At 72.9% G+C, this 14,311-nt stretch carries 11 protein-coding genes; 4 read left to right on the forward strand and 7 right to left on the reverse strand.

Annotated features, from left to right (window positions below):
* Positions 1-133: 133 nt before the first annotated feature.
* Positions 134-976, reverse strand: coding sequence for a S1C family serine protease (locus AB0H12_RS43335; protein ID WP_499632040.1), 843 nt, complete (start codon positions 974-976; stop codon positions 134-136).
* A gap of 45 nt (positions 977-1,021) precedes the next feature.
* Entirely contained in the window at positions 1,022-3,148 is a 2,127-nt protein-coding gene (locus AB0H12_RS43340; protein WP_499632042.1) for a putative bifunctional diguanylate cyclase/phosphodiesterase, read from the reverse strand.
* A gap of 205 nt (positions 3,149-3,353) precedes the next feature.
* On the opposite strand from AB0H12_RS43340, the gene AB0H12_RS43345 reads away from it, so the two are divergent.
* Positions 3,354-4,223 carry an NAD(P)-dependent oxidoreductase gene (locus AB0H12_RS43345; RefSeq protein ID WP_499632045.1) on the forward strand — a complete coding sequence of 290 codons (870 nt, stop codon included), beginning with the start codon at positions 3,354-3,356 and terminating at the stop codon, positions 4,221-4,223.
* Between the two features lie 111 nt (positions 4,224-4,334).
* Here AB0H12_RS43345 and AB0H12_RS43350 read toward each other — a convergent pair whose 3' ends face one another.
* The 3 genes from AB0H12_RS43350 to AB0H12_RS43360 are packed head-to-tail and all read right to left on the reverse strand — an operon-like array spanning position 4,335 to position 7,175.
* A complete protein-coding gene (locus tag AB0H12_RS43350) occupies positions 4,335-5,099 on the reverse strand; it encodes an ESX secretion-associated protein EspG (protein WP_499632047.1) in 765 nt (254 codons plus the stop codon).
* Positions 5,096-6,745, reverse strand: a complete 1,650-nt coding sequence (locus AB0H12_RS43355) for a PPE domain-containing protein (protein WP_499632049.1) — start codon at positions 6,743-6,745, stop codon at positions 5,096-5,098. The genes AB0H12_RS43350 and AB0H12_RS43355 overlap by 4 nt, the downstream gene beginning before the upstream one ends.
* 13 nt (positions 6,746-6,758) lie before the next feature.
* On the reverse strand, positions 6,759-7,175 hold the full coding sequence (locus tag AB0H12_RS43360; RefSeq protein WP_499632052.1) for a hypothetical protein: 417 nt from the start codon (positions 7,173-7,175) through the stop codon (positions 6,759-6,761).
* Positions 7,176-7,331: 156 nt separating this feature from the next.
* Here AB0H12_RS43360 and AB0H12_RS43365 point away from each other — a divergent pair, with 156 nt between their 5' ends.
* Both AB0H12_RS43365 and AB0H12_RS43370 read left to right on the forward strand, forming a co-directional pair.
* Complete coding sequence (locus tag AB0H12_RS43365; protein WP_499632055.1) at positions 7,332-10,058, forward strand: AfsR/SARP family transcriptional regulator; 2,727 nt, start codon at positions 7,332-7,334, stop codon at positions 10,056-10,058.
* Between the two features lie 94 nt (positions 10,059-10,152).
* Entirely contained in the window at positions 10,153-10,941 is a 789-nt protein-coding gene (locus AB0H12_RS43370; protein WP_499632058.1) for a hypothetical protein, read from the forward strand.
* A 13-nt stretch (positions 10,942-10,954) separates the two neighbouring features.
* Here AB0H12_RS43370 and AB0H12_RS43375 read toward each other — a convergent pair whose 3' ends face one another.
* A complete protein-coding gene (locus AB0H12_RS43375; RefSeq protein WP_499632060.1) occupies positions 10,955-11,779 on the reverse strand; it encodes a hypothetical protein in 825 nt (274 codons plus the stop codon).
* A 69-nt stretch (positions 11,780-11,848) separates the two neighbouring features.
* On the reverse strand, positions 11,849-13,504 hold the full coding sequence (locus tag AB0H12_RS43380; RefSeq protein WP_499632063.1) for an FAD-binding dehydrogenase: 1,656 nt from the start codon (positions 13,502-13,504) through the stop codon (positions 11,849-11,851).
* Between the two features lie 68 nt (positions 13,505-13,572).
* On the opposite strand from AB0H12_RS43380, the gene AB0H12_RS43385 reads away from it, so the two are divergent.
* Positions 13,573-14,046 (forward strand): cupin domain-containing protein, encoded by a 474-nt coding sequence (locus AB0H12_RS43385; protein ID WP_499632066.1) that lies wholly within the window; start codon positions 13,573-13,575, stop codon positions 14,044-14,046.
* Positions 14,047-14,311: the final 265 nt, after the last annotated feature.

A 14,311-nucleotide genomic window follows, 5' to 3' on the forward strand; every position in this document is an offset into this window, starting at 1 on the left:
GTGATCCGGTCGAACGCCCGGCCGACGACGCTCATGGCATGGCAATCATCGAGGTGGTCGACCTCGTCAAGACCTACGACCGGAAGGTCGCGGTGCGCGAGTGTCCTACGTTCAGGACGCCTGAGGTCAACGCTCAGGACAGCTGGTCGATGATCTGACGCACCTGGTTGGACGGGATCGCGAAGCCGATGCCCACGCTGCCCGCCTCGCCGCCGTCCGACGCGGGCGAGTAGATCGCCGAGTTGATGCCGACCACCTCGCCGGCCGAGTCGACCAGCGGCCCGCCCGAGTTGCCCGGGTTGATCGACGCGTCGGTCTGGATCGCCTGGTAGCTCACCGTCGACGAGCCGCGGCGGCCGGTCGACGTGCCCGGCACGGTGACCTTGCGATCGAGCGCGCTGACGATCCCCGACGTCACGGTGCCCTGGAGGCCCTCGGGCGAACCGATCGCCACGACCTCGTCACCGATCTTCACCTGGTCGGAGTCGCCGAACTTCGCCGGCGTCAGCCCGCTCACCCCCGACGCCTGCACGACCGCCAGGTCGCTCGACGCGTCGGCGCCCACCACGGTGGCGCCCACGGTCCGCCCGTCGCTCAACGTCACCGTCACCTCCCGCGCGCCCGCGACCACGTGGTTGTTGGTCAGGATCCGCCCGTCCGAGGTCAGCACCACCCCGGAGCCGAGGCCCTGCCCCTGCGCCGACACCACGTTCACCTGCACCACGCTCGGCAGCACGCGCGCCGCGACGCCCGAGACGTCCAGAGTGGACGACGCGTTCAACGCGACCTGGCCGCTGCTCACCGGCGCTCCCGCGGCGGACGAGGCGTTCATCGCGCCGACCACCCCGCCCGTGACACCGCCGACCAACGCGGCGACCAGCGCCGCCGAGGTCACGACCGCACCGGTCCGACGCCGCCAGAACGGCGCCCGCTCCTCCAACGACCCGCTCACGGCGGGGAAGTCTTCTGTCGTCATGACCCCAGGGTCGTCCCCGACCCTATGCGCAGCCTGAGCGCCGGGTCAGGACTTGCCAAGAATCCCGCGGACCTCGTCGGCCGTCAGCAACGCCGACCCGAACAGCGGCCCCTGCGCGCCCGTGACGCCCAACTCCACCAGCCGCCGCGCCTCGAACTCCGTGCGCACGCCCGCCGCGTACAGCGGCAGCCCCAACGTCCGCGACCACGTGAGCAGCGCCACGGCCGCGCTCTCCTCGACCCGGTCCGCGCCCTCCGCCAGCCCGTACACCGGCGAACCCTGGAACTTCACCGCGGTCAGCGGTATCCGCCGCAACCGGTCGAACGGCACGTTGCCGCCGCCGACCTGGTCGAGCACCAGCCGCACGCCGTCCCCGGCCAGGTACGTCAGCTCGTCCACCTGGTCCTCGTTGATCAACGCGGGCAGCTGCTCGCCCAGCTCGAACTGCAGCAGCCGCGCCGGCAGCCCGCCGTCGCGCAACGCCCGCCGCACGGTCGCCACCAGCTCCGGCTCCTGGCACTCCCGCGCCGTCAGGTCCATGCTCACCACGGGCGCGGCGTCGCCGAACTCGGCGTGCCACCGGCCCGCGTCGGCGCACGCCTGCGCGATGGCCCACTTGCCCAGCCGGGCCGCCATCCCGGTGCACGTCGACAGCGACACCAGCTGCTGCGGGTCGAGCACGCCCTCCGTCGGGTGGTCCCACCGCAACCGCGCCTCGACGGCCAGCAGCGAGCCGTCGGCCAGCGAGTGCACCGGCTCGTAGTCGACCCGGAACTCGCCCTGCTCCAGCCCGCCCGCGATGGACGCCGCCAACCGCATCCGGGCCCGTTCCCGCTGGTCGCGCTCCTTGTCGTAGAGCGCCCACTGCGCCTTGCCGTCGTCCTTGGCCCACCGCACGGTCAGGTCGACGCACCGCAGCAGCTCGGCCGCGTCCGCACCGCGCGCGGGCCGCACCACGATGCCGACGCTGGCGGTCACGCCGATGCCGTCGTCGTCCACCCACACGGGTTCGGCGAACCGCTCGACGGCCGACTCGGCGAGCGCCACGACCGTGGCCACGTCCACCGGGTCGCGGATCAGCACGGCGAACTCGTCCGGCCCGATCCGGGCCAGCTGCCCGACCCCGTCGAACACCGACCGCAGGTGCCCGGCGACCGCGGTGAGGATCCGGTTGCCGACCTCGTGCCCGTACGCGTCGTTGACCACCCGGAACCCGTCGAGGTCGAACACGACCAGCGCGAGCGTCGCGGGGCCGCGGTAGCCGACCGCGCCCTCCAGCCAGCCGACGAACTGCGACCGGTTCGCCAGGCCGGTCTGCATGTCGTGCAGGCTCTGCCGCACCAGCTGCGACTGCAGCGCGCGGACCTCGTCCAGGCTTTCGATCATGGTGACGTAGAAGGCGGGCGCGCCGTCGTCGTCGCGCAGCAGGGCGAGGGCGACGAGCACGTTGACGAGTTCGCCGTCGGCGCGGACCAGCCGGGTCTCGGCGCGCACGTGCTCGTGCCCCGCGTGTAAGCGCTGGGCGGCGCGGGAGATCACCTCGCGCTCGTCCGGGTGGACCAGGTCGCGGCCGAGCGTGCCGATCAGCTCCTCGGCGGTGTGGTCCACCATGGCGAGCATGGCGTCGTTGCAGTCGAGGATCACGCCGTCGGCGTCGGAGACCGTGATGGCCAACGCGGAGGTCTGGAACACGGCGCGGAACTTCGCTTCACCCGCCCGGACCGCGGATTCGGTCGATCGGGTGGATCTCAGCTCGTGGTGCTGTTCCTGCTCGTCCAGCGTGCGTTGGCACAGCGCGTCGGTGAACCCGGCGGCGAGCGCGCCCAGCGCGGCCATCAGGCGGCCGGGTTCGACATCGGCGGCCAGGTGTTCGCCGACGAACGCGAGCGTCCGCTCCAGCGTCTCGGAGGCCGCCAGGCCGTGCTCGACCAGGCCGCAGCCGACTTCGCGCGCCCTCGTGGTCGACCCGTCGTCGCGGACGGCGGCGTGCAGGGTGGCGGTGAGCCCGGTGAGGAGGTCTTCCAGCCGGTCGTCGGGCGCGTTGGCGGGCACGTCGGGCGGTGCGTCGCACGGCACCGCGGACGGCGCGATGGCGGCGGCCCACTCGCGTGCGAACGCGACCCGGGATTGTCCGGGCTCGTCACCGAGTCTCGCCGCGCCTGCCACCGTCATTGGGCTCTTCGTGCCATTCGTCGCTCCGACATGCGTATTCCCTGACCATTGTCACTCGAATGGGGTAATAAGGACCGCTGGTCCCGGTCAGCTTACTGGCCACCGGTCGACGTTCGGCAAGACGATCGGCACTTCTCTTCAGCGGGGCGTGATCTCGGGTGGTCGGCTTGACCTCTAGTAAACCTGAGGTTTTAGCGTCTGGTTCATGGCTGTGACTGTGTTGGGCTTGGGGGAGATGGGGAGCGCACTCGCTGGGGCGTTCCTGGACGGCGGGCAGCGGACCACGGTGTGGAACCGCTCTCCGGGCAAGGCGGACGAGCTCGTCGCCAGGGGTGCGGTGGGCGCGTCGACGGCGGCGGAGGCCGTGGCCGGCGGGGATCTCGTCGTGGTGAACGTGAAGGGGAACGACGCGGCGCGGTCGATCCTGGCGTCGGCCGGGTCGTTGGCGGGGCGGGTGGTGGTGAACCTGACCGACGGGACTTCCGGTGAGGCGCGTGAGCTGGCTTCCTGGGCCGTGGAACGTGGTGCGGAGTACGTCCACGGGCAGATCATGACCATCGCGCCGGCGATCGGGCATCCGGATTCGGTGCTGTTCTTCGGGGGTGATGAGGGCGCTTATAGGCGATACCGCGAGGTGTTGTCGTTGTTGGGTGGTGGCGGGAAATTCCTCGGGGACGACGCGGGCGCGCCGGCGCTGTTCGGGATGGCGATGAACGGCACGATGTGGGGGACGCTCAACGGGTTCCTGCACGCGGCGGCGTTGTTGTCGAGCCAGGGCGTGGAGGTGAAGCGGTTCGTGGAGGAGGCGGCGGCGTCGTTGACCGGGCTGCTCGGCTACCTGCCGTCGTTGGCGGAGGAGGTGGACCGGGGTGAGTACGCGGTGCCGTTCGGCGCGTTGAAGCACCACCTGCCGGCCGTGGACGACCTGGTGCGGGAGAGCCGGGAGCGGGGGATCGACGCGGAGTTCCCGTCGTACACGCAGCGGCTGCTGCGTGCCGTGGTCGAGGACGGGCACGGTGACGCCAGCTACTCGCGGGTGGTGGAGCGGTTCCGGGCCGGGTCGACCGCGTCCTGAGCGTTGAACTCGGGGGTCCTGAACGTAGGACACGCGGGTCCTGAACGTAGGACACGCGCGGGGTGAACGCAGGACTCTCGCGAGAGTCCTGCGTTCAGGGCCCGGGTGCGGTCAGGAGACGGTGGAGAGGACCGAGGCGATCCGGGTGGCGATGCGGTCGTTGTCGGTCGGGGCGAGGCTGAGCCAGCCGTCCTCGTGGACCATCAGGTAGCGGCCCTGGTGCGTGTCGAACCACGTGATCAGGGCGCCGGCCCGCTCACGGCGGTAGCCGCCGCCCACGGTGACCCCGAACTGGCCGCCCGCGACCCGGCTCGTCGCCAGCTCGCTGACCACGGTCGCGTCCTCGCGGGAGAGCCCGGCCTTCTGCAGGGCCTCCCGCTCGTCCAGCTCGCCGCTGCCCCACGGGTCGTCGCCGTCGTCGTCCGGCTGCTCGTCCTGCAGCGCGACGGCCGCGTTCAAGGTCTCCAGCCGCAGCGACAGCGCGCTGCCCGGCCCCGCGGACCCGTCCGGCAGCACCTCGACGATCGACCTGGCCAACGCGGTCGGCCGGATCTCCAGCACCCCGATCGAGCCGCTGTCGATCACCGCCAACGCGGCCCGGTCGCCGTCGGACACGGCCACCGCCCGCACCGACCGGTCCACGTGGGCGACCGCGTCGACGGCCACCTCGTGGTCGCCGAGCAGCCGGAGCAGCGCCACCAGCCGCGGGTCGGGCTCGCCGTACGCGGCGAGCACCTCCTCCCGCAACCGCTTGCGCTCCTCCTCGGAGTCGCCGTGGCTCGGCACGTCCAGCGGGTAGGGCAGCCGGCCGAGGTCGAGGTGGTGCCACAGCACGTCCAGCTCCCGCGGCGTGAGCACGAACTCGGGCTCGATCACGACTGGTCGCCCTTCTTCTTGGGCTTCGCGCCGCCGATCACCGACGGGGGCAGGTTCTCACCGGGCACCTCGAAGATGTCCTCGCCGCGGATGTACGCCGCGGCCCGGTGCTCCTTGTCCTCGCCGCCCTGACCGCCCGCGCCGGCGCCGCCCATCGGCGCGCCACCGGCCATCGGGGACGCCGCCGCCGCGCCGCCGGGGCCGAAACCGCCGACGGGCATCGGGCCACGCGGGCCCGCGTTGCCGATCGCGCCCGTCGAACCACCCGCGGCCAACGAGCCGCCGCCACCCGCGCCACCGGAACCGGTCGGGCCGAAGCCACCGCCGCCACCGCCGAAGCCGCCGGGGGGCATGCCACCGCCGGGCATCCGCGCACCGGGCGCGCCACCGCCACCGCCGGCGCCACCACCACCGGGCATGCCTTGGACCGGCGGCGTGCCGGGGCTGCCGGCCGGGACGTAGGTCGGCGGCTTCACGCCGGGCGGCAGGGTGCCGCCACCCTGGCGGGGCGGGGTGTTGGGGTTGGCCGGCTGGTACGGCGGCACGTAACCGCTGCCGCCGGGCGGGGTGTAGCCGCTACCGGGCGGCGGGGTGTAGTTGTAGCCGCCACCACCACCGGACGGCGGGGTGTACGGGTTCGCCACCGGCACCTGAGCTGCTGCCGCCGCGGCCGTCGTGCCCTCGGGCCGGTACACCGGCGGCGGGCTCGACGGCACGGACGGAGCCGTCGGCGCCGACGCGCCACTGGCGTACGTGCCGCTGCCGTACGACCCGGGAGCCGTCGGGTAGGACGCCGCGGCGGGCGAGTACCCGCCCGGCTGCGCGGCGGGCGTCGACTGCGCCGGCTGGTACGCCTGCGCCGGCTCCACCGGCCGCAACGCCTGCATCTGCTGCGCCGGCTGCGTCGCCGTGAAGGCCGAAGGGGCCGTGGCGCCGCCCGCGACGCCGACGCTGTCCGCCGCCGCGCCCGCCAACGTGGCGGTCGACGTGGCCCGCATCAGCGCGACCTGCAGCTCCTCGGTGCGGCCGGTGACCGGGTTGAACGGCGCGCTGAACTGCGGCGTGGTCTGGTCGACCGCCTGCGACTCGCGCTCCATCGTGCTCATGACCGTCACGGCGTGCTCGTGCAGCGCCCGCGCGTGCTCGTTGGCCGCCTGCACGTCCGCGGCCGAACTGGCCAAGCCCTGGATGCCGCCCGCGGTGAACACGCCGGTGGCCTGGTCCCAGTTGAACTCGACCGGCTCGGGCATGCTGGCCCGGGCGTTCTCCATGATCTGGCTCTCGTCCTGCACCCGCTTGCCGACCTCGACCGCGGTCTCGGCGGTGTGCGTGACCCAGTCGGCCAGGCCCTTGATCGCGAGTCGCGCCGCGTCCGCCGCGTCGCCCGTCCAGCCGGACTCGCTGACCGCGACCCGCTCGTTGATCAGCCGCGCGGCCTCGGTCAGCTCGGTGCCGAACTGGCCCCACTCCGCGCCGATCTCGCCCGTCTGGCCGGGGTCGTTGTTGTTGTGCACCGCCTCGTACAGCTCGCGGTGCGACCGGGACGCCCAGTTCTGGGTGTCGGTCAGGACCAGGTCGATCTCCCGCTCTTCCCGGGCCGACCGCCTCGCCTCGTCGGCCCGCAGTTCCACGCGCTCCGTCGCCATCGTCGCCAGCCCCCTAGTTCCCGCTCAGCTTGCGCAGCTCGACGCTGCTCTCGTCGTCGACGGCGGTGAAGTTGCGGATCGCGTTCTGCACCGAGTCGTGCGTCTGCTGGAGCACCTCGCGGTAGGCCGTCATCACGGCCACGAACGACCGCGGGTCGCCGTCCGCGCGGGCCTCGAACTTCTGCGCCAGCCGGTCGCCGACGGGGTTGCGGCCGATCGGCGCGGGGCGGGCCAGCCGGCCGGCGCGCTCCAGCCACGAGTCGACCTGGTCCATCTGCTCCAGGAGCATCTTGCGCAGTTCCTCGCCGGTGGCGGGATCGAGTGACACCCGGCCGGAGTTCACGGTCTCCTGGAGGGCCACGACCTGACCGTTGACGGTCGGGACCTCCTGGGGCGGGGCCACTTCATCCCCGTTTTCGGCGATGTACATCGGTATCCCTCGCGAAGGCAGCCTGCTGGACGAAACCGACCATTCACCTGTGCTCCAACGCCCGGCCAACGCGCGCCCAACGCGGCCCGCCGGAGTGCGGTGACGACTGTGGGAAACTCTTCGACTACACGGTGACAACGCCGAAAGGGCTTGCGGATGCGGGTGAACCTGCTTGGCCCCGTAGAGCTGGTTTCCGCAGGTGGGGAAGCCGTTCGGCTGGGCGCGGCCAAGCGGCGGACGGTCCTGGCGGCGCTCGCGCTCGAGCTGAACCGCGTGGTGTCCGGCGACCGGCTGCTCGATCTGGTGTGGGACGGCTCACCACCGCCGCAGGCCAAAGCCGCCCTCCAAGGACATATCGCCCAGCTCCGCAAGGTCATCGCCGGCGGTGTAGCGCTCGTCACCCGTGCGCCCGGGTACGTCCTGACCGGCGAACGCGCGGTCGTCGACGTGTTCCGGTTCGAGGACCTGCTGGTCAGCGCCCGGGAGGCGACGGACGACGACGCCGTGCGGCTGCTGCGGGAGGCGTTGGCGCTGTGGCGCGGCCCGGTGCTGGCCGACGTGCCGGGCGACCAGCTGCGGGAGGCGGTGTCGGCGCGGCTGGAGGAGCTGCGGCTGGTGGCCGTGCAGGAGCTGGCGACCCGGCTGACGCGGCTGGACCGGGCGGCCGAGGCGGTGTCCGGGCTGCGTGACGCGGTGGACGCCAACCCGTTGCGCGAGGCGTTGGTGTCGCGGTTGGTGCTGGCGCTGCACTGGACCGGTCGGCAGGCCGAGGCGCTGGCGCTGTTCCACCGGACGCGGGAGCGGCTGGCCGACGAGCTGGGCGTCGACCCGGGGCCGGAGCTGCGCGAGGCGTACCAGACCGTGCTGGCGGGCGACACCGCGCCGTCGACGCCGGTGGACCGCGCGCCCGCCCAGCTGCCGCGCGAGCACCGGGGGTTCGTCGGGCGCGAGGAGGAGCTGTCGGACCTCGGCGCGGCCCTGAGCGGGCAGGACTCGGCGATCGGACTGCTGGTCGGTCCGGCCGGCGTCGGCAAGACGGCGTTGGCGTTGCGCTGGGCGCACGGGGTGGCGGGCGACTTCCCGGACGGGCAGCTGTTCGTGAACCTGCGCGGGTTCGACGAGACCGAGCCGCTCGACCCGCGCACGGCGCTGGTCGGGTTCCTGCGGGCGTTGGGGCTGACCGACTCGCAGATCGCGGTCGACCTGGAGGACCAAGCCGCGCAGTACCGGTCGTTGCTGGCCGGGCGGCGGGTGCTGGTGTTCCTGGACAACGCCCGGTCGGCCGAGCAGGTCCGACCGCTGCTGCCCGGCTCGGCGCGGTGCCTGGTGCTGGTGACGAGCAGGCACCGGCTGGACGACCTCGTGGTGACGGAGGGCGCGTCGTCGCTGCCCGTGTCGACCCTGCCGGAGTCGAGCGCCGAGGACCTGCTGACCGCCGTGCTGGGGCGTCAGCGGATCGAGCAGGAGCCGGACGCGGTGGCGGAGCTGGTGGAGCTGTGCGACCGGCTGCCGCTGGCGTTGCGGATCGCGGGCGCCCGGTTGGCGTCCCGGCCGCGGTGGACGATCCAGTCGCTGGTGGACGAGCTGCGCGACGAGCAGGGACGGCTGTCGGCGTTGTCGCTGCCGGAGGCGGGGCGCGGGGTGCACGCGGCGCTGGCGGTGAGCTACCGGGAGCTGCCGGAGGGCGCGGCGCGGCTGTTCCGGCGGCTGGGCCTGCACCCCGGGACGGACCTGGACAGCTACACGGCGGCGGCGTTGCTGGACATCAACGTGGTCAGCGCGCGGACGCACCTGCGGACGCTGGCGTACGCGAACCTGCTGCACGAGTCGACGCCCGACCGCTACTCGCGGCACGACCTGGTGCGGCTGTTCACCCACCACCTGGCGGCCACGGAGTCCGAAGTGGACAACCAGGTGGCGACGAACCGGCTGCTGGACTACTACCTGCACGTCGCGGACCGGGCGCGGGCGCACCTGTCCGACCACGTGCGGCCGTTCGGACCGGCGGAGCACCGGCCGGCGTCGTTCCCGGAGCTGTCGTCGCACGCGGCGGCGCTGGACTGGTTCACGCTGGAGGAGGCGAACCTCGGGCTCGCGCTGGACATCGCGGTGAACGGCGGGCAGCGGGAGCGGACGTGGCAGCTCGCGCTGTGCCTGGACGCGTTCCACTTCCGGCGCGGCAACCGGCTGGACCGCTTGGCGTTGTGCCGGATCGGGTTGGCGGCGACGCGGTCGTTGGGCGATCGGCACGCCGAGGCGACGTTCCTGCTGCGGTTGGGTTCGACGTTGGCCGACCTGGAGCGGATCGACGAGGCGATCGAGGCGTGCACGCGGGCGGCGGCGCTCGCGGACGGCGACCGCCACCTGGAGCTGGCGGCGTTGGCGAACCTCGGGTACTGCCTCATGGCCGACGACCAGCTGGACCGGGCGCAGGAGACGATCCTGGTGGCGCTGGAGGTCGCGCGGGAGGTCGGCGACAACCGGTCGCAGGCGAGCATCCAGAACAACCTGGCCAACGTGCTGCTGCGCAAGCACCAGCCGGAGGAGGCGTTGCGGCACGCGAGGGAGGCGCTGGGCCTGTTCCCCTCGGCGCCGTCCAAGGCGCACACGGCGACGCTGCACACCGTGGGCGCCGCGTCCCAGCAGCTGGGCCGTGCCGACGTGGCTTTGGAGTCCTACCGGGCGGGGCTGGCGCTGGCGGCCCGCCTGGGCGACCGCTACCAGGAGGCGTTGTGCCACCGCGCGATCGGGGACGTGCTGGAGCAGTCGGAGGGCCCGGCCGCCGCCCGGCCGCACTGGCTGGCCGCCCTGCACCTGTACCGCGACCTGCGCCTGGCCGACGCCGACGACCTGGCCCGCAAGCTGGACCTGGCCACCTGCTGACCGCCCCGCCACACCAACGGGGGAATCCGCCCTTCTACGTACTCGGTCCGACGACCGCGCCCCTACATTGGTCCACGACGTCGAGGGGGCGGCGATGGTGAACGACGAACCCACCTTCCGGAACTCGGTGGACCGGTCCACCGTCGGCACGGCGGTGCAGGCCGGTGTGGTGCACGGCGGCGTCCACGTGGACAAGCGCGGCTTCCGCTGGTGGCACGCGGCGGTCGCGGTGGCGGCGGTCGGGCTGGTGCTCGGCGGCGCGGCCTTCTACGGGTACTGGTCGCGCGAGCCCGACCTCAACGCCACCGCCGCCTACCAGCCGGACGTCGACCTGCCCGCCGCCGTGCTCGGGGAGGACCTGGGGCCGCAGGACTTCCCGAACGACAAGAGCTGCCGGTCGGTCGTCCAGTGGGCGGTCGAGCGGGGCGGCACCTACGCGAGCGGCACGGTGGTCCGGCTCAACCTGCACAACCAGGGCGGCACGGCCGTGGTGAACCGCATCGTCGTGCGGGTCACCGAGCGGCTGGCCCCGCCGACCGGCACGGCGTTCGCCTGCGACACCTCCGGCTCGCCCGACCGCGTCGTGGTGGACCTGGACGAGGACAGCCCGATCGTGCGCCACCAGACGCGGGACGGCAGCGTCGGCGCCCCTTACGCGTCGGACACGGTGCAGGAGCTGCCGCACGACGCCACCAAGACCATCGACATCACCCCGATCACCACGAAGTGCCTGTGCCGCTGGCGGATCGACGTCGAGTACACCAGCCGCGGCAAGCCGCGCACCGAGACCGTGACCGGTCCGGACGGCGACTTCGGCACCGCCGCCACGACGGGGGTCGCGCACTCGTACTCGTCGATCGGCACGGGGTGGTCGGGCCGCTAGCCCGACCCGCCGGTCAGCACCCGGCGCGGAACCCCGGCGGACCGGGCTCGGCGCACCACGCGAAGGTCTCGTCCAAGTCGTAGGCGCGTTGCGCCGCCTCGGTCACGAACGCCTGTCCGTCGCCGTCCCGGTCGAGGACCTTGGTGCGCGGCACGCCGTCCGCGGTGTAGTCGACCTCGACCTGCCACTGGTGGACGTTGTCCAGCGCGACGACCGTGCCCACCACGATCCAGACCTGGCCGTGGTCCGCGGTCACGGTCTGCGGCAGGGCGTCGCCGTCCTGGAGCAGTGCGTGCACCTCGGCCTCGTGCGCGTGGACCACGAAGTCGTCCCGCCACCCGCCGCTGTCCAGGGGTTGCTTGCACTGGTAGAGGTAACGCGGCTGGTCGCCGATCCAGCGGACGTCCAGGCGGCGGACCCGCAGCGCGGTGACGGTGACGGTCTTGAACGACCTGGGTATCACGGTGATCCGGAGGTTGGTCCGGTGCGCGTCGACGCCGCCGGCCGCACGTGCGGCGCGGTAGGGCGGCGCGCAGTCACCGGCGCCCGCGCGTGAGTCCATCGGAGGTCCGCCGACCTCGGGCAGCCCGTCCGGCCGGGTCCTGATCACCTGCGCCCACGACCCGGGGACGCGCCCGGCGTAGAAGTCGGCGGGCTCGTCCGGCGCGGGGTCGATCCGGGGGTCCGGCGGGGCCGACGTCGAGGCCGACGTCGGTGGCGCGGACGGCACGGCCCCGGTCGCGGGCGGGTCGGCGGTGAGGCGGTAGCCGAACCACGCGGCGGCCCCGAGCACGAGCACCGACACCACCGCGACCGCCACCCGCCGTGCCCACGTCATCGACCGAACGTAGCGGCCGGTCCGGTGCGGCGGTCCGCAGTTCTGCCTACACGGACGGGTGGTGCGCGGTCAGCCGGTCGCCTCGGCGGCGGCACGGCCGGCCACGCGGCCGGAGAACAGGCACCCGCCCAGGAACGTGCCCTCCAGCGCGCGGTAGCCGTGGACGCCGCCCCCGCCGAAGCCCGACGCCTCACCGGCCGCGTAGACGCCGTCGAGAGGGGCGCCGTCGGCCTTCAGCACCCGGGCCGACAGGTCGGTGTGCAAGCCGCCCAGGGTCTTGCGGGTGAGGACGGACAGGCGCACGGCGATCAGCGGCCCGGCCTTCGGGTCCAGCAGCGGGTGCGGCTCGACCACCCGGATCAGCTTGTCCGTGATGAACTTCCGCGCCTCGCGCATGGCGTTGATCTGCATGTCCTTGCCCAGCCCCGAGATCACCTGCCGGTCGCGCTGCACGATGGTCCGCCGCAGCGCGTCCGCGTCGATCAACGACGTGCCGGTCAGCTTGTTCATGCCGGCCGCCAGCTCCTCCGGCGTGCGGCCGAAGATGAACTCGTCCGACCGCTTCGCGAACTCCTCCACCGGCGCGACCGCGCCCGGCATCGCCCGCTTCAGCACCGCGCGGACGTCCTTGCCGGTCAGGTCGGGGTTCTGCTCCGACCCGGACAGCGCGAACTCCTTGCCGATGATCTTGGAGTTGAGCACGAACCACGAGTAGCCGTGCCCGGTCTTGACGATGTGCTCCAACGCGCCGAGCGCGTCGAACCCCGGGAACAGCGGGATCGGCAGCCGCGAGCCGGTGGCGTCCAGCCACAGCGACGACGGGCCGGGCAGGATGCGGATGCCGTGCCTGCTCCAGACCGGGGCGTAGTTGGCGATCCCCTCGGGGTAGTGCCACATCCGGTCCTCGTTGATGATCTCGCCGCCGGAGTCCTGCACGACCTTGAGCATCTCGCCGTCCACGTGGTCGGGCACGCCCGACAGCATGTGCTCCGGCGGCGTGCCCAGGCGGGCCGGCCAGTTGCGGCGCACCATCTCGTGGTTGGCGCCGATGCCGCCGGACGTCACGATCACGGCCTGCGCGCGCAGGTCGAACTCGCCGGACACCGTCCGCGAGCTCGGCTCGCCCCGACCGGCCGTGCTGGCCTCCAGCACCTCGCCGCGCACGCCGTCCACCGCGCCGCCGGACGTGGTCAGCCCGGTCACGCGGTGCCGGAACCGCAGCTGGACGAGCCCGCGCGCCACGCCCTCGCGCACCCGCCGCTCGAACGGCGCCACGATGCCCGGCCCGGTGCCCCACGTCACGTGGAAGCGCGGCACCGAGTTGCCGTGCCCGTCGGCCAGGTACCCGCCGCGCTCCGCCCACTGCACGAGCGGGAACCAGCGCACGCCCATCGCGTGCAGCCACGCCCGCTTCTCACCCGCCGCGAAGTTCACGTACGCCTCGGCCCACCGACGCGGCCAGTGGTCGGCGTCCCGGTCGAACGCGGCCGAGCCGAGCCAGTCCTGCAGCGCGAGCTCCGCGGAGTCCTTGACCTTCAAGCGCCGCTGCTCCGGGCTGTCCACCAGGAACAACCCGCCGAACGACCAGAACGCCTGACCTCCGAACGAGGCCTCCGGCTCCTGGTCGAGCAGGATGACCTTGCGTCCGGCGTCGGCCAGTTCGGCGGTGGCGACCAGCCCCGCGAGGCCGGCGCCGACGACGATGACATCCGCGTCATGTGCCATCGGGCGAGTCTAGATCGAACTGTGGCGGCGGACGAGAGTTGAACAAAATTCACTTTTGGAGGGGTCGGGTGTCGTACGCAGGGGACGTCGGCGAGGTCAGCGCGGTGTGGCGGCCGGTTCCGGAGGTGCCGACCATCGACCGGCCGCTGACCCAGGCCAGGCTGGTCGGCACCGGCGACGTCACGCGCAAGCAGTTCGGATTGTTCGAGTGGCGGATGAAGCCGCACGCCGGCGGTCCTGCCGCGCACTTCCACAAGACGTTCTCGGAGTCGTTCTACGTGATCTCGGGAACGGTCCGGTTGTTCAACGGCGAGACGTGGGTGAACGCGGTCGCGGGCGATTTCCTCTACGTGCCCGAGGGTGGCGTGCACGCTTTCCGCAACGACGCCGACGAGCCCGCGTCCATGTTGATCCTCTTCGCGCCCGCGCCGCCGCGGGAGGAGTACTTCCGGGAACTGGCCGAGATCGGGGAATCGGGGCGGCAGCTGAGCGGGGAGGAGTGGACCGAACTGTTCGCCCGGCACGACCAGTACATGGTCTGAGCTGCGATTACGTCCGAGGTAGGTCGCGAAGCAGGTCGAAGTAGAAGGCCGTCGGCCGTCCGGTGGGGGAACCGTTCGGCCGACGGCGGTCGGGCGTGCGTGGGCGCACCTGCAACGTCTCGGGGAGAGGTGCCGCGCGGGCCTGGGGGAGGTGCCTCGCGGGCCTGACGTCCGGTGCGGCGTCCACGTGCCGACCAGCAGTAGAACGGGCGGTGACCTGCGGGTGTTCCCCGGATGGCCCGGGGGTGTCGGGCGTCACGGAGAG

This window comes from Actinosynnema sp. NPDC023794 (genome assembly GCF_040639675.1).
Classification (GTDB): Bacteria; Actinomycetota; Actinomycetes; order Mycobacteriales; family Pseudonocardiaceae; genus Actinosynnema; species Actinosynnema luteola.